The following is a 20,560-nucleotide window of genomic DNA, read 5'->3' on the forward strand; positions in this document are numbered from 1 at the left end:
ACGTATATGAACTCCAGGTAAGTTCTACTCTTCAGATATATCGTTATATAGGCATATTAATATTAGATATTCGCATCAAAATAGGACTTATGAACCGGTTCCAAGGTTATAATTGCGCTTTTTTTCATTATATTTCTTGTATATCCATGAAAATTTCATAGTGATACATATCATTTTTGATCGCGTTTAAGATTCACTAAAGGTTTGTCCCCTACCATGGTTACATAAGCCTCAGTTGCTTAACAGAAACCCAAGAAGGAGGATTCATCATTTGAATATTTTATTACGCAAAGCTGCAGTAACGGCATTATCCGTGACGATGGTAACGACATCTTTTGGCCTGATCGGAAGTCCGAATGCGGCATTTGCCGCAGAAAGTACAGCGACAACCACGAGTGTAGGCGTGACGCAAGCTTATGAATCGTTGTTTCAGACGGATAACGTCATTGATGTGAATGTAACGATTGATGATGCAGACTGGAAGAGCATGCTCGAAAGTCCGCTGGATAAGGATTATAAGAATGTTAGTGTGGAAGTGGATGGCAACAAGCTGGACAATGTCGGTTTCTCCACCAAGGGCAATCTGACCCTGAAAGCTGTAGCCTCAATGGAAGATTCGGACCGTTACAGCTTCAGACTGAAGTTTGATAAATATGACAAAACACAAACCTTGCTTGGACTGGACAAAATGGTACTAAACAATAACTACGCCGATCCGTCGTATATGCGTGAAGTTCTTCACTATGAAGCACTGCGCAGCATTGGCATGGATGTACCAATGACGAACTATGTTAATCTGTACGTTAACGGCGAGCTTATTGGTTTCTATACTGGCGTTGAAGCGGTGGATGATAGCTATCTGGAGCGCAACTATGGTGAGGATTACGAAGAAGGCGTCCTCTATGATACGGATGAGAAGAGTTATCTTCAATATGAAGAGGGCAGTGACTACAGTACAATCACCAAAGATTTGGGTACGGATAAAGACAAAGCCAAACTCAAATCCTTCATCCAAACGCTGAACGAGATGCCAGAAGGTGAAAAAGGTGATATTGAAAGTGTACTGGACGTGGATTCAGCGCTTCAATATATTGCAGGCAACATGGTTTTTGGCAACTATGACAGCTATAACGGCGACAAAGGGCACAACTACATGCTCTACAGTGATGCCGCTGGCAAGTTCACCGTTGTTCCTTGGGACTTCAACATGTCCTTCAATGGGTATTCGGCTGGAGGCGGACGTGGCACAACGACCGGATCAACCACGACCAACACCAACGCAACAAACGTATCTGTGGACGAGCCGGTACTGGGCATTAACATGGAAAATGTACCGATGATCAACAACCTGCTTGCTGTGCCGGAGTATAAGGAAAAATATTTGAGCTACGTCAATGAACTGACGGACTATATGGAAGGCATTCAGGATCGTATTACTGACCTTGCCGATGAGATTCGTCCTTATGTGGAAGCAGACCCAACGAAGTTTTATACGACAGAACAGTTTGAATCCAACATCGCTTATTCTGCAAATGCAGACGCGGCAGGTGGTATGGGCGGTACACCACCTGCAGGATTTGAAGGCATGACCCCACCTGAAGGTTTCGAAGGAATGACACCTCCAACTCAGCCGGGTGCCGCAACTGGAAACGGTACAACAGATGCAACAGCGGGTACAGATAATACGCAGACACGCCCTAGTGGTAACTTTGGCGGTGGGGGCGGAGGCATGGGCTCCATGGCAGCCGGGTCACTGACGACATTTGCACTGAACCGTCTTACGAATCTGCAAGAGCAACTTGGACGTGAAGTAACGCCTTTGCCTGAGACTCCAGAAGAGACAGGTTCGAACACTTCATCCGGAACAACCGACAAAACCATTACCGTAACACTCGATGGTAAATTGATCACATTCCCGGATCAGGACCCGCTGCAGCAAAGTGGCCGAGTGATGGTACCTGTGAACGCAATTCTCGAAGCACTAGGTGCAGAAGTGACTTGGGACAAAACGGCGAAGTCGGTAACAGCTGTTCTGAATAACCAGACCCTTGTGCTCAAGATCGGAAGCAGCACCGCAACCGTAAATGGAGAGACACTTGAAATTGATGCACCAGCGATCATTCAAAACAGTCGCACACTCGTGCCTGTACGCTTCATCTCAGAAGGACTGGGACTTACCGTGGACTGGGATCAAACCGCTGCACAAGTAAGCCTTACATCCAAATAAGAGATATCTTCTCAAGAGCAACGTTGTTGTATGGAGAATAAGAAAAGGGATTCGATGGTCAGATCGAATCCCTTTTTGCTCTGCTTTGTCAGGTTAGACGGAGCGAACATCCAGCAAAATCCGGCCTCGTCCATGTCTGGCCTCACTTTTGGCATGCGCTTGATTCGCTTCACTTAAAGGGAAGATAGAATCAATCTCTGAGCGGAGGGAACCGTTAGCGATTAGCTGAGCGATTGTGTACAGATCCTCTGATGTCGGAAATTCGGAATTAAACTTGGCTGTAACGCCATACTGCGCTGCTTTTTCGGCAGAAGGCAGTTGAGTTAACGATACCAGTCGGCCCCCAGGTTTCAGAACACCCCATGAGCGATCTTCGATCTCTCCACCGACCGATTCAACAACCAGATCTACATTACTTACCAGCTCTTCAAACAAGGCTGTCTTGTAATCAATCACTTGATCGGCACCCAATGAAGTAACAAAATCAACATTGGCACCAGACGCGGTAGCAATAACATGAGCGCCTTTCCATTTTGCAAGCTGCACTGCGAATTGTCCGACACCGCCCGCAGCAGCGTGGATTAGAACGGTTTGCCCAGCTTCCAACTCACCTTCGGTGAACAGTGCTTTCCATGCCGCTTCAGCTCCGCCTTTAATGGTCGCAGCATCCTCAAAACTCAGGTCGTCTGGCATATGCACCAAATCCGTAGCAGGAGCCATACCATACTCGGCATAACTTCCGTTCACATTACCAAAAACACGATCTCCCGGCTGAAAGGTATCGACACCCTCTCCCACGGTTTCAACGATGCCTGACATGGCCGTTCCGGGTGTATAAGGCAGCTCTTTGACAAACACGTTTTGCAACCAGCCGTTACGAATCTTCCAGTCCAGTGGAATGGCTCCAGCATACTGAATGCGTACCAGAACTTCGCCGGCAGCTGGCTGGGGCTTATGGACTTCCTGTTCGAACTGTAATGTATCGGGTCCTCCGTATTGATGAATCTGAATAGCTTTCATTTTAGATGTATGCATTGTACACACGCTCCATTCGTTAAGCAAATTTAGGATAGGGATGAATCAATCTGTGCAGCAATTTTCTGTGAAAGAGATAACAGTAAGTTCTTTTCTTCCTCGGAGAGGCCAGCTGTGGTGATCTGCTCCACTTGGCGCCAGGCGTTATTCACTTGATCCTCCAGTGCGCGTCCGGCTTCTGTTAGGGATACAATGGTCACCCGTCCATCTGTTTTGGAACGACTCCGAGTAACGAGACCGGCATCTTCCAGACGGCGAACAGACTTGGCTACGGTTGAGTGATCCAGGCGAAGTGTGCGACCCAATGAGTTTTGGGATTGATGGTCTTGTGCATATAACTGCATCAGCATAATCTCTTGACCGGGAAAAAGCCCGGTATCCCGAATCAACTGCGCAGCAAGACCCTTGTGAGAGCGTGCCAGAGCAAAAATGCTAAAGCTGATGGGATACTGCGCTACTGCACTGAATTCCTCATTATTTAATTCCTGGAGATTATCAGGCTTTTTGAAATCATCTTTGGCTGTCATCATGTACCTCAACTTTCTTAATTGTGTTGTCGGCAACATAAATATAACACTTAAATATGTGGTTGGCAACATAAATCGAACTAAACACTTCTACATGAAACGTAGAGGACAGAAAGAACCTGAAGAAGCGGAACGTTCGCCTAAAAGCTTTCTGAGCAAGCTGCATCGGAAGCATATGTTATCCCCGGATCTACCCCTTTATAAAAGGAATCGAAAAATCTGGGGATAACAGCGATCGGAAGGTTGTTCTGTCATCGGAGTATCCAGGTATATATTCTTTAGTTCAACTTATACAGCTCCTCTACATTTCCAGACAGCAGAACATTCTTACATGATTACGGATAATGCGTAAAATATTAGATTTTTAATTTTGATTGCTGTGATAAAAGTCACTGAAATATTATAAATATTGTGATCACTCCTACCGATAAGACTATAGTGATATTCGAAACGGAATCGAAATTGGCTTGAATATCCCCACAATTACATAGGGAAAAGGGTGGCTCACACACATGCGAAGCATGAGCATCGGTACCAAAATCAGTTTGATCGTTATCAGTATATTTATCGTCTTCTCTTCAGCCGTGGCGGTAAGTGTAATCCTGGAGATGAGGCAGGGGATCACGACATTTGCTACAGAGAAGGCAAAGCGAGATTTGGAGATGGCGAATAGTATCATTACATATAAGCATCCAGGAGATTGGGCCATTAAGGACGGACAATTATTCAAGGGAGATACCGCGCTGGAAGGAAACTTTGAACTGGTGGATGAGATTGGAGAAGCTTCTGGTGACACGGTGACGATCTTCCGAGGTGACGAACGTGTTGCAACAAATGTCATGGTGGACGGAAAGCGTGCTGTTGGCACGAAGGTATCGGACGAGGTCGCCCAGACCGTTTTGCAGCAAGGGGAAAAATACTTCGGTGAAGCCGTGGTTGTGGGTCAGAAATATCAGACGGCCTATGAACCAATCAAGAACGCATCCGGAGAGATTATCGGAATTTTCTATGTTGGCGCTTCTCAATCGTTAATTGATGTGATTATCTCCTCGTTCCTCAAGACATTCCTGATCGTATTCCTGCTTGCAATGTTGGTCGCAATTACCCTGATCCTGCTGTACGTTCGCAGGGTGAGAGTAAGAATCGAACGGGTATCCGTAGCGATTAAACGTGCGGGTACGGGCGATTTCACACAGCCAGTTGTGGACAACGTCCAAGACGAGATTGGCATGCTGGGCATGGGATACAATGAGATGAGAAGTAATCTCCAGGTCATCATTCAAGGAGGACTTCAAGCTGCGGAGAAAGCAGAGCAATCGACTGGGCTGCTACTGAAGATTGCGGACCAAACGTCCAAAGAATCGGCGCAGATTGCATCCTCCGTTGAACAAGTCGCACAAGGAGCCGAGAGTCAGACAATTAGTACAGAAGAAAATCTGCAGGCCATGGAAGAAGTGGCGATAGCCGTACAACGCATGGCGGACAAGGCCTCCAGCATCTCGGATTCTGCTTTGTATTCACGCAAACAGGCTGAAACCGGAGGTGAAGCGGTGCAACTTACCGTTCAGCAGATGTCTACCATTGAATCTTCCGTTACCACAACGGATGAAGTCATTCGTATGCTGGAAGGGAAGTCGGCACAGATTAGCCAGATGGTTTCCGCCATACATGAGATTGCAAATCAAACGAATCTGCTTGCTCTCAATGCATCCATTGAAGCAGCAAGAGCAGGGGAGCATGGCAGAGGATTTGCCGTCGTATCTACCGAGGTTCGTAAACTGGCTGAACAAGCCGGAGACTCTTCAGATCGTATTGAAGAACTGGTCGAAGCCATGGAACAAGATATGCAGCAATCGCTATCGGCCATGTCGAGAGTGAAGGACGAAGTACAGGAAGGACTGCGCTTGACCCGGGAAACGGAGCAAAACTTCAGCCTGATCCGGGATACAAACCTGCGTATGGCTACAGAGATTGAGGACATGGCTGCGACAAGTGAAGAGATGTCCGCAGGCGTGGAGCAGATTGTAGCTTCTGTGCATGAGATCGCTCGCCATGCGCAAACGGCTAGTACCAATTCACAACAGGCTGCCGATTCTGTCCATGAACAGCTCAAGTCGGTAGAGCAGATCAAGGCATCTGCGGCTATTTTGTCTGATGTGTCGACAGAGCTGCAGACCTCACTTAGTCCGTTTAAGATTTAATATCTGTTACAATAGGGAAAAGGAGGGACTACAATATGGCCCCTGATAAAACAAAACTTTTCCCGAATGAGAATATCCGTACGGTATGTTACATTCAAAACCTGCCGCCGCGTTCCAACGTGGACATCGGTGATTATACGTATTATAGTGATAACACAAATTCGCCAGAGCAATTCTATGACCGGATACAGCATCATTATGACTTTATTGGTGATCGCCTGGTCATCGGCAATTTCTGTGCAATTGCGGAAGGTGTGACATTCATTATGAATGGCGCGAATCATCGGATGGAGGGTATGACCACGTATCCGTTCAACATTTTTGGTGGAGGATGGGAGCGTGTGACGCCTACACTGGAACAACTTCCATATAAGGGTGACACGGTACTGGGGAACGATGTATGGCTTGGACAAAATGTAACGATCATGCCTGGTATCACGATTGGAGACGGGGCAATCGTTGCCTCCAATTCAACCGTTGTTAAGGACATTGAACCCTATACGATTGTTGGTGGTAATCCAGCCAAGACTGTTAAAAAGCGTTTTGACGAAGAGACGATTGCACTGTTACTGGAATTGAAGTGGTGGGATCAGGATGAGGAATGGCTGGATACGCATTTGGAACGTCTTGTCTCTACATATGATCTACAGATCTTGCGCGAACTTCTGAACAGCAAATAGGATGGTTGTGCATTGTGCTTAAAAGACAAATAAGCTGGTTCCTGACGGAGCCGGCTTCCAAGCAAATCAGGCCCTGGACCGTTTTGAGCGGATCAGGGCCTCTTGTTGTCCAAGATGAAATGTAATTTAACGGGTGGGTGGTCGTAGGGTACAATCAGACTTTGTTGATGGGGGCTTCAAATGAGTGTGATTTTCTGTATGATCCGAGTTTGTCTGTTTGCCTGAATAAAAGTTAATGATATCATCAACGGTAGTAAACACGACATTTAAATCCATATTATCATTGTGTGTTTGAATAAAAACCTCTTTTCAATAAGTTGTTGCGTTGTTTAATTTAAAGCTTCTTTCATGCTTAAGCCTGCTGTGAATACAGGAACTTTACCTGCAGGTAGTTGAATTTCTTTGCCTGTTTTCCGACTTCTTCCCGTTCTTGCCTCACGCTTCTGCACTTCAAATTTCCCGAATCCGACCAGTTGAACTTCTTTGCCTTCTTTGAGAGCTTCGAGAATCGAGTCCAATACAACGGTTACAGCTTTTTCAGCATTCTTCTTGGAGAAACCGCCAGCCTTAGCTACTTCTGTGATCAATTGTTCTTTATCCATGGGGAATACCTCGCTTTCAATCTTGGGATGTGAAATCTTTTCTTTACTGTGCAACATATGTGTAAATAAAAAGCTGCCTTATTAATAAGGCAGCTTTCATATAATTAAAGTTTAGTAACGTTCTCAGCTTGTGGTCCACGGTTACCTTGAGTTACTTCAAATTGAACGCGTTGACCTTCGTCCAAAGATTTGTAACCTTCACCTTGAATTGCACTGAAATGAACGAATACATCTGTTCCTTCTTCAGTTTCGATAAAGCCGAATCCTTTATCCGCGTTGAACCATTTCACTGTACCTGTTTGCATGTGATTCCTCCAAAAAATAAGTTTTTAGCCGATCATTATGACGAGTATAATTTAAAATTGACACTCACCTGGTGCATTTAAACCACGAACTTGATGTCCGCTAATGTATCGATTAATATGATAATACCATGTCCGCTAATATAAGTCAAGATTTGGAGGTATTTTCTAATGAATCAGTCATCAGGGGTTTCGGTGCAGCGGGAACCGACAGTAGAGGAATTCATACATATGCTTGCTAAAGAGGGAGAATTACATCCCAAAACCGTGAAGGAATATGCAAGTGATCTGAAGCACTTTATCGAATGGTACAAGGAAAGCACCATGCTCAGCGAAGAGTTCTCACTGCGAATTGAAGATGTGGATACATCCACTTTAGTCAGTTATCGTGAAGATGCTCACCAAGTTATGTTATTGAAACCAGCCACCATTAACCGGAGATTGATTACGCTGAAGCGTTTTTTCAAATGGGCTGTCTTGGAATCCAGGCTCAGTCATGATCCTTCCAAACCATTAAAATTCATCCCGGAAGACAAAGTAAGTCCACGCCGAATGACATTGGAAGAAGAGCAGGCATTCCTCGCGGCAGTGGAGTATGGTAATTCCCTTCGTGATCAGACCATCCTCACCCTTATGTTTCACACAGGCTTGCGAACGATGGAGGTATGCAACCTCAAGCCTCATGATATCGAAATTGGTAGACGAAGCGGTCACCTGACAGTGAGCGCAGATAAACGCAACGTGCAACGTAAGATCCCTCTGAATATGCAGTGTGTTGTCATGTTGAATCAGTACTTATCTGATCTTGCTACCGATCGTGCGTACCTTTTTCCCTCAGAGAAGACAAATGATCGTTTAACGGAGAGAGCACTGCGCCACCTGATTAAAAAAGTAATGATAACAGCAGGGCTGGAAGGACTGAGTTCACACGACCTGCGTCATCGTTTTGGCTACGCCATGGCTGAGCATACGCCACTGCACCGTTTGGCCGAGATAATGGGACACACCAACCCAGATACAACAATGATTTATTTTAAAGCATTAAGTACGAATCATCGTAAAGAACAAGAATGAAGACTGAATTATAGTCAGAATCAAAACACCTCTTATTAGAAGTACTTCGAAATTTTCCGTGTTTGTATTACTTTAACCTACCTTTAGCATTCATATACGATCCTTCACATTTCACTTAGGCACTGCCCGACAGGGTTGCCTTACCTCTACTAAAGAAAGCGATTACATATCCCTGATAATATTGTATATTATGATGGCAACCTTGGAACAGATCAACATGAGCCTTTGCATTTGCTTCAATTCGGTGAGCAATAAGAAATCAAATGGATTCACAATGCTACATATATATTCGTTGATAGGGCTAAGGCCGTCATCAAAAGGGAGGAATCCAAACGTGTACCGGGTACTGCTGGTGGATGATGAAGAAGATGTGCGTGAAGGACTTGTTGTAGAGGTCGATTGGGAAGCGCTCGATCTGCGGATAGTCGGTTTGGCTGAGAATGGGCGGGAAGCATTGGAGATGGCGGAGAGGGTAGAGCCGGACATTGTGGTGACGGATATCAGCATGCCATTCATGAATGGTCTGGAACTCGCACAAAGATTGAGGAAACGTAATCCACTCGTAAAGGTGGTCATTTTGACTGGATATGATGAATTTGATTATGCGAGGCAAGCCATCTCGTTAAGTGTGGACGAATATCTACTGAAGCCGTTCTCGGCAGGACATCTCACCGAACTGCTCACAAGATTGCGCGCCCAGATGGCGTCTGAAGTGGCTGAGCGTGAAGATGTACAGCAGCTGCGTGAGCACTATCATACCAGTTTGCCTTTATTACAGGCAGATCTGATGGCGACCTTGCTCCATCGACAGAAATCCTCAACATATATTCATAGTAAAGCCAAACAATGCGGATTGGATCTGACAGGGGAACGCTATGGGGTGTCCGTATTGACACTGCATATGGATGGAGATGTACAGAAGGAGAAGTCTGAGGGAGTATTCAGCGAGCCCCCACAGCGACATAACAAAACAACATCCGAGGTAGCGGATCAGTCTGAGATATTCATTCCCGGAGGTTCCTTGCGTCAATCTGAGGATGCTGAACTGAAGCGCTTTGCTGCACTTAACATTGCGGCAGAAGTTTGGGCGGAGCATGGGGCTGGTCATGCTTTTATGCATCAGGAGACGATTGTCCTGCTCTATGTGGATCGCTCGGGCGGTACAGATGGAGCGAAGCGGCAACAGAAGGCTTTGGAAAATGTGATGCGCAGCATCAACCACTATTTACGTATCCCGGCTACGGTGGGCTCTGGTCAGATTGTGGATACACTCGCGGATGTGAATCATGCCTATGAAGATGCCCTGCTGGCATTGGATTATCGGCTTGTGCCCGGGACAGATTCAATCATATACATTGCGGACGTAGAGCGACAGACGGCGGGCAAGCTGCGTTTCGACGAGTTGAAGCAGCAGACGCTGACACGATGCCTGAAGGCAGGTACACAAGCAGAGCTGGAGGAAGCACTGGCGATCATTTTCCGGGAAATTACAGTGGAACACGGGCGAAGTGATATTCAACTCTATTTAATTGAAGTATTAACAACAGTATGGAAGGCAGCACAGGCATCAGGAGAAGCGATGGAAGATATCTTTGGTGCAGGGTTCCAGTTGTATGCGGATTTGTTCCGACTGCCGGGACTTACTGAGGCACAGAAGAAGGTACGGGAAGTCTGTCTACTCGTACAACATCGCATTGCCAGCGGACGCCAGCATGTATACAAAGATATTGTCGAGCAGGCATTAGTTTTCACGAAAGAGCATTATGCTGACCCGGACCTGTCCATTCAGAAGGTGTGCGGACATTTGCATATCAGCTCCGGTTATTTTTGTGGCATTTTCAAAAAAGAAGTACAACTTACCTTCCTGCAGTACCTGATGCAGATCCGAATGGAGGCAGCGCGTGAACTGCTTCGCTCGACCGAGCTGAAGTCGTTTGAGATTGCGGAGCAGGTTGGCTTTGCCGAACCCAATTATTTCAGTTTTTGTTTCAAAAAACATATTGGCGTCTCGCCCAAAGAATATCGTAAACAGGCTTCCCAGGCGGCAAGTGAAGGTTCAATCCGATGAAGTTGTTGTCCAGATGGGTAAAGTCCATGGGACCTCAATTACGCTCTCGTCTGCGTTCGTCCAGAGTCAGCAGTATCCGGTTTATTATTACATGGTCCTTTTCCGTCTTCATCGTCTTGGTGCTAACCATCATGGCGATGCTTCTGCATGACAAGTTCACGCAGGCTGCCGAGCGAAGTGCGGAACTCACGACGAGACAAATTGTGGATCAGGTCAGTTATAACCTGGAGGATTACGTCCGCAGTATGTCGCATCTGTACCGTGCCATTGAGGAACACATGTTGCGTGACGGGACATGGGAAGGGGAACTGGTGGACAAACAGCTTGACACACTGCTCAGCAGTCGTGAAGATATCATCTCGATTACTTTGCTTGATTCCACGGGGAAATTGCTCAAGAACCGACCTACAGCCGAATTAAAAACCAGCGCCCATGTGACACAGCAAGGGTGGTTTCAGTCTGCGCTTCGTGTGCCGGATCACCTGAGTTTCTCGTTACCTCATATTCAGAACATGTACACAGGCCCATATAAATGGGTCGTTTCCATGAGCAAAGGCATAACGATACGGCAAAATGGTCAGAATCGGCAGGTTATCCTGCTGGTCGATATCAATTTCAAGCAGATGGATGAACTGAGCCGTCGGGTCAGTCTGGGGCAACGAGGATACGTGTATATCATCGATGAGAGTGCGGGCAATATCGTGTACCATCCGCAGCAACAATTGATGTATATGGGACTCAAAAGCGAGAATATCGAACAGGCTTTGGTGGCTTCCGGCAGTTACGAAGATGAAGCAGATGGGCAGAAAAGGCTGAATACCGTAAAGTCCGTTGCCAATATCGGGTGGAAAATCGTCGGTGTTGCTTATTTGGATGAGATTATGACAACGCGTCAGGAAGTGAACGGATATCTCATTCGTGTATTGGTCGTTGTACTGGTACTGGTCATTCTTGTCTCGCTGTTCTTATCCTCCAGTCTGACTCGTCCGATTCGGCGAATGGAACGTAAAATGAAGGCCGTAGAGCGCGGGGATTTCAACGTGGAGTTGCCTATTGAAGGGCCGCTGGAGGTGGAACGACTATCCCGTCGCTTCAACCTGATGGTCAATAAAATCCGAACCTTGATGGATGAGATCATCCATGAACAGGAACAGAAGCGGCGTCTGGAGCTGGAAGCCTTGCAGGCCCAGATCAATCCACACTTCCTATACAATACGCTGAATTCCGTGGTGCGCATGGTAGGCATGAGCCGCAATGAGGAAGTGATTACGATGATTACATCACTCTCGCGACTGTTCCGCATCAGTCTTAGTCAAGGTAAAACGATTATCACGATCAGGGAAGAGCTGGAGCATGCGCAGCACTATCTGACGATTCAACAGATGAGGTTCAAACGCAAATTCAACTATACCATCAATGCCGATGAGACGCTCCTGGATTGCCTGACATTAAAGCTGGTGCTTCAACCCCTGATTGAGAACGCCATTGTTCATGGCATCGAGTACCACATGGACGAAGGAAGTATTGAGATCGATGTTTATCGTGAGGACAACAAACTGGTGTTTCGCATTACAGATAATGGGGTCGGCATGACGGAAGAACAGATGTCGGGATTACTAAGTGGTCGTCCGGTTGTCAAAAGCGGTGCAGGATCAGGCGTAGCTGTACGCAACGTACATGACCGAATTCGGCTCTATTATGGGGAGGCATATGGCCTTGAATTTGCAAGTGAGTTGGAAGAAGGCACCACGGTCTGGGTTCGGATCCCCATTCAATCGCAGCAGAAGGAGGGCGAGCCTAATGACAGACAACCAAGTGAATAGGAACGATGACCATAGAGTTAAAGGATTGAATATTCGTACGTTTTGGAAAAAGGTTGCTGCGAGTTTCCCTGGAATTCGGAAACGTCGGTTAGTAACCCTGACAGTTGCAAACTGCTGTCTGCTCATATGTAGCGCCTGTGGCTTATCGAGTCCCGATACTACGGCAGTACCGCCACGTATTGCGCTCATTACGCCAGCTGGGACAGGGGAACTTGCGGAAGCTATCCGGCTTGGCGCCGAAGCGGCTGCCAAAGAGAACGGAGCCGAACTGATTACTGTGGAAGCATACCCTTCCGATGGTGATGTGTACACGCCTGCCATTCTGGACTCCGCGGGTAGTCAGATGCAGGTCAAACAGGCAAATATCAACAGCCAAACGTTGTCTCGCAGTGCGCGAGAGCAGGCTCAAGTGGAGGCCGCCGCATCGGCTCTGAAGCAGGGGGCATCAGCTCTATTGGTTGATCCCCTAAGTGAAAAGGCACTTAGTGACATCATTCAGGAGGCACAGACAACAAATTCCGATGGAACCATTGTTCCTGTCATTGTGCTTAACGATGAATTTCCCGTGAAAGGCATCACCAGTTTCATCTCAATGGATAATGTTGAGGCGGGAAGACAGGCCGGGCAGGCTATGGCGGAGCTTTTGGAAGGGAAAGGGCATGTGGCTTTATTGGGCCCCGATCCTCTTAATTCTGGTCTTATTCAGAGAGAGCAGGGAGTCATGGAAGCCTTGGTACAGTATCCTAATGTTCAAGTGGAACCCAAATCGATATGTAATACACGGGATGGATGTTGGCAGACTGCGAAGCAATTGCTGGACCAGCAGGAGGTGGATGGTTTCATTACTCTTCAGGAACCTGCTTCTCTGGGGGCGGCTGATGAACTGAATCGACGCAACTCTGCGGACAAGGTAAGGATTGTTGGATTCGGCAGTGAACAACAGCAACTGGAGCAATTGCAAGAAGGGGTCTTTGATCATCTCATCGTCCAGAATGGATACAGTGCAGGTTATCTGGGATTGAATCAAGCCGTTGCGCGGCTGAACAATCAACAGGTGCAAGCGAGAGTGTTACTTGAGACCAAGCTGGTTAGTACAGACAATATGTTCTGGATGGATAACCAGAAGCTGTTGTTTCCTTTTGTACAATGAACCAATGCTGGAACGAGTGCCGGAACGAATGCTGAATGAAGAAATGAAGGTGTGTGTTAACTTGAGGAAGATTTCGATAGAACAGGTGAAGATATTGTATTCGAATTTAATGTAAACCCTTTCATAATAAAGACATCGGTGAAGCCGAATGAACTTGGGGGAGGTCATTAGGATATGAAGAATATGAAGAAAACGTGGATGACACTTTTGATTACGGCATGTATGGTTGTGGCGGCGGGGTGTAGCAGCGGCGGAGACAGCGCAGGTGGAAGTACGGGAACAGATACAGGAGGCCAGACAGCAGCCGGTACGGAAACGCCAAAGATTGGTGTTGCCATCTACAAATTTGATGATACATTCATGACTGGTGTACGTAATGCCATGACCGCAGCAGCGGAAGGTGTTGCGACTCTGGATATCGTGGATAGCCAGAATGCACAGCCGACCCAGAATGAGAAAGTGGACCTGTTTGTGTCTAAGAAATATAACGCAATGGCCGTGAACCCGGTGGACCGGACGGCGGCGGGTGTCATCATTGACAAGGCCAAGGCAGCGAACATTCCAGTGGTATTCCTCAACCGTGAGCCGGTGGCGGAAGATATGAACAAGTGGGATAAGGTGTATTACGTAGGAGCCAAAGCGGAGGAGTCCGGTACGATCTCCGGTCAGCTGATTGTGGATTACTGGAAAGCACATCCGGAAGCGGACAAAAACGGCGATGGCAAACTGCAATACGTCATGCTGAAAGGGGAACCGGGTCACCAGGATGCAGAGCTTCGGACCAAATATTCGGTTCAGGCGATCCAGGATGCCGGAATCGAAGTGGAAGCACTGGCGGAAGACACGGCGATGTGGGACCGGGTGAAAGGTCAGGAGAAAATGCAGGCGTTCCTGGCTTCCCATGGTGACAAGATTGAAGCCGTTCTCGCAAACAATGATGACATGGCCTTGGGAGCCATTGAGGCATTGAAAGCAGCCGGATACTTCAAAGATGGCAAATCCATGCCGGTGGTAGGTGTGGATGCAACAGCTCCAGCCATTCAGGCTCTCCAGGATGGCACAATGCTGGGCACGGTGCTTAATGATGCCAAGAATCAGGGTGCAGCCACGGTGGCACTGGCTTCCGTACTTGCCAAAGGTGAGACACCAACAAAGGAAAATACCAAATACGATATTACAGATGGTAAATATGTCTGGATTGCATACAAAAAGATTACAAAAGACAACATCGCCGACGCCCAATAACAGCACGAGACAGGGACGTCCGACATTCGGGTAGCGTCCCTTTTTTGCCGGTCATATGGAAGGGAGGAACCAAGATGGAGTCACCTTACCTGCTGGAGATGAATGGAGTTTCCAAAGCATTTCCGGGTGTGCAGGCACTAAGTCAGGTCACATTGAAAGTGAAACCGGGGACGGTTCACGCCTTGATGGGAGAGAATGGAGCGGGGAAATCCACACTTATGAAATGTCTGTTCGGCATGTATCACCCGGATGAAGGAACGATACGTATCGAAGGAAAGGATGTGGATATTCCGAATTCCAAAGCGGCACTTCAGCAAGGCATATCCATGATTCATCAGGAGCTGAATCCGGTCCCGCATCGTCCGGTGATGGAGAATATATGGCTGGGTCGTTTTCCGATGAGGGGAATACTGGTGGACGAGAAACGGATGTATACCGATACGCTGGCGCTGTTCAAGGACTTGAACCTGGATATTGATCCGAAGGCTCAGGCGGGAACACTGTCTGTCTCCAAGATTCAATCCATGGAAATTGCCAAGGCGGTCTCTTTTCAATCCAAAGTCATCGTCATGGATGAGCCAACTTCTTCCCTGACAGGCAAGGAAGTGGATCAGCTCTTTACCATTATTAATGAACTGCGCAGTCGCGGTGTATCCATTATCTATATTTCACACAAGATGGAGGAGATCCTGACGATCTCGGATGAAGTGACGATCATGCGTGATGGCTTTGTTGTCGGGACATGGGATGCTGCTGATCTAACGACAGATCTGATCATTACGCGTATGGTTGGCCGTGATCTGGACGAACGTTTCCCGGAACGGACGAACGTACCCGGTGAAGTGATATTAAAAGCCGAGGGTCTGACATCAAACCAGTCCAAATCGTTTTGTGATGTATCCTTTGAGCTGCGAAAAGGTGAAGTGCTTGGCATTGGCGGCCTGGTTGGAGCACAGCGGACAGAACTGATTGAGTCCTTGTTTGGACTGCGCGGACTCGCTTCAGGTACGATTTCGATTCATGGGCGCAAGGTGAAGATTAACTCCCCCGCAGCAGCAAAGCGTCATAACATCGCGTTGCTCACGGAAGAAAGAAGGGTCACAGGAATCTTCCCGGTGTTGTCGGTGTATGAGAACACGATCATTGCCAGTCTGGGGCGCTACCGAAATCGTGTGGGCTTGCTGGACGAGAAAAAGGGCCGCGAAGAGGCACGTGAGCAGACGCAGAAGTTCAGAACCAAAACGCCTTCAGTTAACACGCTGATTCGAAACCTGTCTGGCGGCAATCAACAGAAAGTTCTGTTAGCGCGCTGGTTGCTGACCGACCCGGAGATTCTGCTACTGGATGAACCGACACGTGGAATCGATGTAGGGGCCAAGTTTGAGATTTACACCATTATTACGGAACTGGCTCGTCAGGGCAAAAGCATTATCATGATTAGCTCAGAGATGCCTGAGCTTTTGGGTATGTCGGATCGCATTATGGTGATGAGCGAAGGGCGTCTCACCGGAATCGTGGACGGAGCCGAGGCAACCGAGCAGGATATTATGAGGCTGGCCGCGCAGCAGCGGATGGCTTAGTCAGGAGGGAAACAGATGAACACACAGATGATCAATCAAGTGAAACAATATGTAACACAGCGCGCCATCTTTATCGTATTGATTCTGCTCATCATTGGTATTGCGATTGCCGATCCGAATTTTCTTGCCTTCTCCACACTGCGGGACATCTTACAGCAGTCCTCCACAAGGGCCATTATTGCGCTCGGTGCAGCCTTTATCCTTGTCACGGGCGGGGTTGATCTGTCCGCTGGACGTGTGGTTGGACTGACGGCTGTTGTATCGGCATCGATGTTGCAAATTGACGAGTATGCAAACCGCTTCTTCCCTGATCTGCCCCAATTGTGGGTGGGTCTACCGATTCTTGTTGGGATTACCGCAGGTCTATTCGTGGGATTGGTGAATGGACTCATTGTCGCCAAATTACATGTGCCTCCTTTTATCGCAACGTTGGGTACGATGGTTGCCGTGTACGGACTGAACTCCATTTATTTTGATACGGAACCCAATCAGTCACAGCCGATCGGAGGATTGCGACCGGACTTCACTGTGATTGGCTCTGGATACATTGATCTGGGCGGGGGTTATTCCATCCCGTATATTGTCCTGATCGCGATTGCGGTGGCATTAATCTGTTGGGTGATCTTTAACAAAACACGTCTAGGCAAAAACATGTACGCGATCGGTGGCAACATTCAGGCAGCGCATGTATCCGGGATTCATGTGGCACGCAACCTGGTTGCCCTGTATGCCATTGCCGGTGCGTTGTATGGCCTGGGTGGTGTGCTTGAGGCAGCACGCACAGGTGGAGCAACAAACAATTACGGTAACATGTATGAACTGGATGCGATTGCCGCATGTGTGGTAGGCGGCGTATCAACGGCAGGAGGTATTGGAACGGTACCCGGGGTTATGGCGGGTGTGCTGATCTTCGGGGTCATTAACTATGGTCTAACGTTTATCGGTGTAAGTCCATACTGGCAGTTAATTATCAAAGGATTGATCATTGTTGCTGCGGTGGCTTTTGATATCCGTAAGTATATGGCGAAGAAATAAGATGAGCCTCAAGAGGTTACACCAGTCACTCCGATGACAGAACAACCTTCTGATCGCTGTTATCCCCAGATTTTTTGATTCCCTTCTAAAGAAGTGAAAATCCGGGGATAGCATACGCTTCCGATGCAGCTTTCTTTCAGAAAGCTTTTAGGCGAACGCTCCGCTTCTTCAGGTTATTTCTGTCCTCTACGTTATCGTGTAAACAATTTGTTCATCTTATATGGAAAAGCAGCAAAGAAGCCAGCCCTCGGGATATAGAGAGCTGGCTTTAATTGTTTAACCATTGACCATCCAATCGATAACGGGGATAACTGGTCCAATGATGCATAAGAGCAACATAAATCCGGCGACGTTATAAGATACACTTGTGCCATAATGTGAACGATTTTTTTTGGCGATCAAGAAGGCTGGAATCCAGAAGAGGGCTGCTACTACAAAAGGAATGTGAAGTCCTTGAGTTCCGTTGCTATAAATAGGTATGTTTATTAAGTTGAAAAGATAATGACTGATCATAAAATTTGTTGTGCCCCATTGGAAATTAAAGGCGAGACCCATCAATAGTACGAGTAGAGAGAGCGTTCCGAGGCCCAGTGGTTTTCGTTGTGTTGTCATGTGATATCCTCCATAAGAAAGTATTTATCCTAAATTAATCCATTAATGTATTGTACCACAATATTGATCTATGCGAAGAGGAATTGTTTCACTTTTGTTGATTACAATTACATCATATGTCCTATTGCCTTCATAATTTATACATTCGTGCGAATTTGGCGAGCCTCCACTAATCGACAACATCAGCTAATCATAATCGATATAATACATGTACATAAGTTATTTGATGTGAGTTTTATGTCAAAGGGGGCGAGGCTGTTTGCTTAGTTACACGATGAAAATGGTGATATTCCCGCTAGGTTGTCTGCTTGTCATTCTGTCCTCTTATGTTCTCAGGCTTACCCCTAATATGGCAATAATGTCACTTTCGGCGACATTATTGGTAGCAAGTATTTATGGGGAGAGACGATATCCTGTGCTGCGAAAATTTCAGTGGATTTTTCTAGGGATATTCCACTATTTCAGTGAACTGAACTGGTGCAACATGCTGTATTATATGCTCATTATTTCAATGATCCAGGACAAACCAAGGTTGACGCAGACCTTGCCGATTTCGTTGCTGCTTATGCTGCAATATACGTTGATTCGGCTTTCGTATGTGCCTGTAGATACATATGCTTTGCTGGTTTCGTTATTTGACCTGTTAACCTCGGTTGTTATCATTTTTTTGTATCATACCTTAATCAACAGTGAGGTCGAGAAGCGCAGGCTTCGGGAAAAAAATCGGTTCCTGACCCTGCATGATCCGCTTACCGGACTGTTGAATTACGAAGGTTACATGGAGGTGTTACATAAGACAGTAGAAGAGCAACGGTCTTTTTTTCTTGTCCTTTTGAACGTCAATAACTTTAGCGGCTTTAAAAAAGAGTCAGAAGATCCTTGGTGTACGGTAATCACAGGTACAGGTCAGATGATCAGCAATCATTTCACCGAGGCCTATGGCATATCCCGGTATGCAGGAGACCGATTTGCAGTCGTTTTGCCAGAGATACAGGATGTGGAAGAACGAATGTCGTCACTGTTATCCGTGCAGCTTCAAGGACTCCAGGTAAGCTACAGCATCTCCCTGTACCCGGAAATGTCGGATTCGTTGCAGCACTTTATGACGGTTGCCGAAGATAGGCTTCTTCAACAACAGCGTAGCAAATGGCTGAAAAATGAAGAAGAAGTATTTCGTTCCGAAAGACTAAGGGCTGTGGGTGAACTGGCCGCAGGTATGGCTCACGAAATTCGAAATCCGCTTACCGCAATTCGGGGATTCCTGCAGTTGTCACGTGGACAAGCGTTTAATATCGCGCCATGGTATGAAGTGATTATGGGTGAGGTGACGAGAGTAACCGATCTGACAGCTGAATTTTTGCAGTTTTCCAAACCACATGCCAATCACATGAAGCCTGAACATTTGGGTCACTGCCTTGAACGAGTGATGTCTTTGACCGAGTCAGATGCGGCATCCCGAGGGCATCAAATTACGCTTGAAATGACTAATGAGCCAGTTGTGATCATCATGGATCGAGATAAAATTGTGCAGGTATTGATCAATCTGATTCGTAACGCTTTTGAAGCAATGACAGACCCTGGTGAGGTCCATATGGATTTGTTGCAGGACGGAGACGCAGTGCTCATTTCAATTACAGATACAGGAAGCGGCATTCCGGAAAATTCGCTATCCACCATCTTTAATCCATTTTATACAACCAAAGAAGAAGGTACGGGACTGGGACTTGCGCTCTGCCAGAAAATCGTTCAGGATCACAATGGTAAGATTACCGTCCATAGTGAAATGGGGGTTGGTTCCACCTTCACGCTTCATCTGCCAATGGAGACGTAAATCATATAACTTACCAGAGATAGCAATTAAGTAGTCATTAGACAAAAACATAAAAACGCCGCATGGGTCCAGAAGAACCCCGTGCGGCGTTTAATATTTCGATTAATAAAGTTAATGTGTGGAGACCACATCGGTTCCGATCATTTTAGATATATAAGAGTGTGACTTTAAATTCAAGTAAGCGATATGATGATGGAGGTCAGCGTATAAAAGTCTGAAGTTCAAGCCGGTTGATCCTGGCGAATGGGTAGTCGATTTTCTAAGGAACATAGGACGTCTTATTTGGCCTTCAAGTCCTTACTTTAATTTGTAAGAAACTTCAGACACGTTATTTCCCAACATCCCATGAAAAAACGCTGAAAATGGCTGTTTATTTGGATATAACGTGTCTCAGGTTCTTTAGATTTCTGAGGGAGCTTCAAAAGCTTGAATAAGGCGCCTCAGATTCGTTAGTTTACGCTCTTGCTCTGTTCCAACCGCGAGCTGGACGATGTCCTCAAGCCCGCCCCGGCACGGAGTGGAGCTTTTCATTTGGAATAGATTAAATCCACTTTTGTGGCATATTGAT

General features: G+C 46.8%; 16 protein-coding genes. 11 read left to right on the plus strand and 5 right to left on the minus strand.

All coding sequences use genetic code 11. The features are described 5' to 3' along the window. Nucleotides 1–271 precede the first annotated feature (271 nt). A complete protein-coding gene (locus tag MKY95_RS05615) occupies nucleotides 272–2,227 on the plus strand; it encodes a CotH kinase family protein (protein WP_076319416.1) in 1,956 nt (651 codons plus the stop codon). Nucleotides 2,228–2,320: 93 nt separating this feature from the next. On the opposite strand, the gene MKY95_RS05620 is transcribed toward MKY95_RS05615, so the two are convergent. Continuing rightward, the gene (locus MKY95_RS05620; protein WP_083669866.1) at nucleotides 2,321–3,262 is read right to left on the minus strand and encodes an NADP-dependent oxidoreductase; all 942 of its coding nucleotides are present in this window, start codon (nucleotides 3,260–3,262) and stop codon (nucleotides 2,321–2,323) included. Nucleotides 3,263–3,291: 29 nt separating this feature from the next. Next, nucleotides 3,292–3,792: a MarR family winged helix-turn-helix transcriptional regulator gene (locus tag MKY95_RS05625; RefSeq protein ID WP_235431522.1), complete on the minus strand. Its 501-nt coding sequence runs from the start codon at nucleotides 3,790–3,792 to the stop codon at nucleotides 3,292–3,294. A gap of 518 nt (nucleotides 3,793–4,310) precedes the next feature. On the opposite strand from MKY95_RS05625, the gene MKY95_RS05630 reads away from it, so the two are divergent. Both MKY95_RS05630 and MKY95_RS05635 read left to right on the plus strand, forming a co-directional pair. Then, nucleotides 4,311–5,990, plus strand: a complete 1,680-nt coding sequence (locus MKY95_RS05630) for a methyl-accepting chemotaxis protein (protein WP_339197479.1) — start codon at nucleotides 4,311–4,313, stop codon at nucleotides 5,988–5,990. Nucleotides 5,991–6,025: 35 nt separating this feature from the next. Next, nucleotides 6,026–6,670, plus strand: a complete 645-nt coding sequence (locus MKY95_RS05635) for a Vat family streptogramin A O-acetyltransferase (RefSeq protein WP_076319418.1) — start codon at nucleotides 6,026–6,028, stop codon at nucleotides 6,668–6,670. A gap of 329 nt (nucleotides 6,671–6,999) precedes the next feature. Here the strand turns inward: MKY95_RS05635 and MKY95_RS05640 are convergent, their stop codons facing one another. Further along, nucleotides 7,000–7,272: an HU family DNA-binding protein gene (locus MKY95_RS05640; protein ID WP_036606368.1), complete on the minus strand. Its 273-nt coding sequence runs from the start codon at nucleotides 7,270–7,272 to the stop codon at nucleotides 7,000–7,002. Nucleotides 7,273–7,376: 104 nt separating this feature from the next. Continuing rightward, a complete protein-coding gene (locus MKY95_RS05645) occupies nucleotides 7,377–7,577 on the minus strand; it encodes a cold-shock protein (RefSeq protein WP_017690333.1) in 201 nt (66 codons plus the stop codon). 168 nt (nucleotides 7,578–7,745) lie between these two features. On the opposite strand from MKY95_RS05645, the gene MKY95_RS05650 reads away from it, so the two are divergent. The 7 genes from MKY95_RS05650 to mglC all read left to right on the plus strand — a co-directional run bounded on the left by MKY95_RS05650 (nucleotide 7,746) and on the right by mglC (nucleotide 17,549). Next, nucleotides 7,746–8,648 carry a tyrosine-type recombinase/integrase gene (locus MKY95_RS05650; protein ID WP_036606375.1) on the plus strand — a complete coding sequence of 301 codons (903 nt, stop codon included), beginning with the start codon at nucleotides 7,746–7,748 and terminating at the stop codon, nucleotides 8,646–8,648. A 334-nt stretch (nucleotides 8,649–8,982) separates the two neighbouring features. Next, on the plus strand, nucleotides 8,983–10,716 hold the full coding sequence (locus tag MKY95_RS05655; RefSeq protein ID WP_036606377.1) for a response regulator: 1,734 nt from the start codon (nucleotides 8,983–8,985) through the stop codon (nucleotides 10,714–10,716). Nucleotides 10,717–10,742: 26 nt separating this feature from the next. Continuing rightward, complete coding sequence (locus MKY95_RS05660; RefSeq protein WP_051446996.1) at nucleotides 10,743–12,539, plus strand: sensor histidine kinase; 1,797 nt, start codon at nucleotides 10,743–10,745, stop codon at nucleotides 12,537–12,539. Continuing rightward, nucleotides 12,517–13,689 carry a substrate-binding domain-containing protein gene (locus MKY95_RS05665; RefSeq protein WP_051446983.1) on the plus strand — a complete coding sequence of 391 codons (1,173 nt, stop codon included), beginning with the start codon at nucleotides 12,517–12,519 and terminating at the stop codon, nucleotides 13,687–13,689. The genes MKY95_RS05660 and MKY95_RS05665 overlap by 23 nt, the downstream gene beginning before the upstream one ends. A gap of 183 nt (nucleotides 13,690–13,872) precedes the next feature. Continuing rightward, complete coding sequence (locus MKY95_RS05670) at nucleotides 13,873–14,934, plus strand: galactose ABC transporter substrate-binding protein (protein ID WP_036606548.1); 1,062 nt, start codon at nucleotides 13,873–13,875, stop codon at nucleotides 14,932–14,934. Nucleotides 14,935–15,008: 74 nt separating this feature from the next. Beyond that, entirely contained in the window at nucleotides 15,009–16,514 is a 1,506-nt protein-coding gene (locus MKY95_RS05675) for a sugar ABC transporter ATP-binding protein (RefSeq protein WP_051446984.1), read from the plus strand. Between the two features lie 15 nt (nucleotides 16,515–16,529). After that, the gene (gene mglC / locus MKY95_RS05680; RefSeq protein WP_036606383.1) at nucleotides 16,530–17,549 is read left to right on the plus strand and encodes a galactose/methyl galactoside ABC transporter permease MglC; all 1,020 of its coding nucleotides are present in this window, start codon (nucleotides 16,530–16,532) and stop codon (nucleotides 17,547–17,549) included. A gap of 276 nt (nucleotides 17,550–17,825) precedes the next feature. Here the strand turns inward: mglC and MKY95_RS05685 are convergent, their stop codons facing one another. Beyond that, entirely contained in the window at nucleotides 17,826–18,161 is a 336-nt protein-coding gene (locus MKY95_RS05685; RefSeq protein WP_036606384.1) for a hypothetical protein, read from the minus strand. A 274-nt stretch (nucleotides 18,162–18,435) separates the two neighbouring features. Here MKY95_RS05685 and MKY95_RS05690 point away from each other — a divergent pair, with 274 nt between their 5' ends. Further along, a complete protein-coding gene (locus MKY95_RS05690) occupies nucleotides 18,436–19,992 on the plus strand; it encodes an ATP-binding protein (protein ID WP_339197492.1) in 1,557 nt (518 codons plus the stop codon). Nucleotides 19,993–20,560: the final 568 nt, after the last annotated feature.

Source organism: Paenibacillus sp. FSL P4-0176 (assembly GCF_037975265.1).
Taxonomy (GTDB): Bacteria; Bacillota; Bacilli; order Paenibacillales; family Paenibacillaceae; genus Paenibacillus; species Paenibacillus amylolyticus.

Coding starts and splice junctions, on each gene's coding strand:
- MKY95_RS05620 (WP_083669866.1), bottom strand. CDS start 3,262: ATGCATACATCTAAAATGAAAGCTATTCAGATTCATCAATACGGAGGA.
- MKY95_RS05625 (WP_235431522.1), bottom strand. CDS start 3,792: ATGATGACAGCCAAAGATGATTTCAAAAAGCCTGATAATCTCCAGGAA.
- MKY95_RS05630 (WP_339197479.1), top strand. CDS start 4,311: ATGAGCATCGGTACCAAAATCAGTTTGATCGTTATCAGTATATTTATC.
- MKY95_RS05635 (WP_076319418.1), top strand. CDS start 6,026: ATGGCCCCTGATAAAACAAAACTTTTCCCGAATGAGAATATCCGTACG.
- MKY95_RS05640 (WP_036606368.1), bottom strand. CDS start 7,272: ATGGATAAAGAACAATTGATCACAGAAGTAGCTAAGGCTGGCGGTTTC.
- MKY95_RS05645 (WP_017690333.1), bottom strand. CDS start 7,577: ATGCAAACAGGTACAGTGAAATGGTTCAACGCGGATAAAGGATTCGGC.
- MKY95_RS05650 (WP_036606375.1), top strand. CDS start 7,746: ATGAATCAGTCATCAGGGGTTTCGGTGCAGCGGGAACCGACAGTAGAG.
- MKY95_RS05660 (WP_051446996.1), top strand. CDS start 10,743: ATGGGACCTCAATTACGCTCTCGTCTGCGTTCGTCCAGAGTCAGCAGT.
- MKY95_RS05665 (WP_051446983.1), top strand. CDS start 12,517: ATGACAGACAACCAAGTGAATAGGAACGATGACCATAGAGTTAAAGGA.
- MKY95_RS05670 (WP_036606548.1), top strand. CDS start 13,873: ATGAAGAAAACGTGGATGACACTTTTGATTACGGCATGTATGGTTGTG.
- MKY95_RS05675 (WP_051446984.1), top strand. CDS start 15,009: ATGGAGTCACCTTACCTGCTGGAGATGAATGGAGTTTCCAAAGCATTT.
- mglC (WP_036606383.1), top strand. CDS start 16,530: ATGAACACACAGATGATCAATCAAGTGAAACAATATGTAACACAGCGC.
- MKY95_RS05685 (WP_036606384.1), bottom strand. CDS start 18,161: ATGACAACACAACGAAAACCACTGGGCCTCGGAACGCTCTCTCTACTC.
- MKY95_RS05690 (WP_339197492.1), top strand. CDS start 18,436: ATGAAAATGGTGATATTCCCGCTAGGTTGTCTGCTTGTCATTCTGTCC.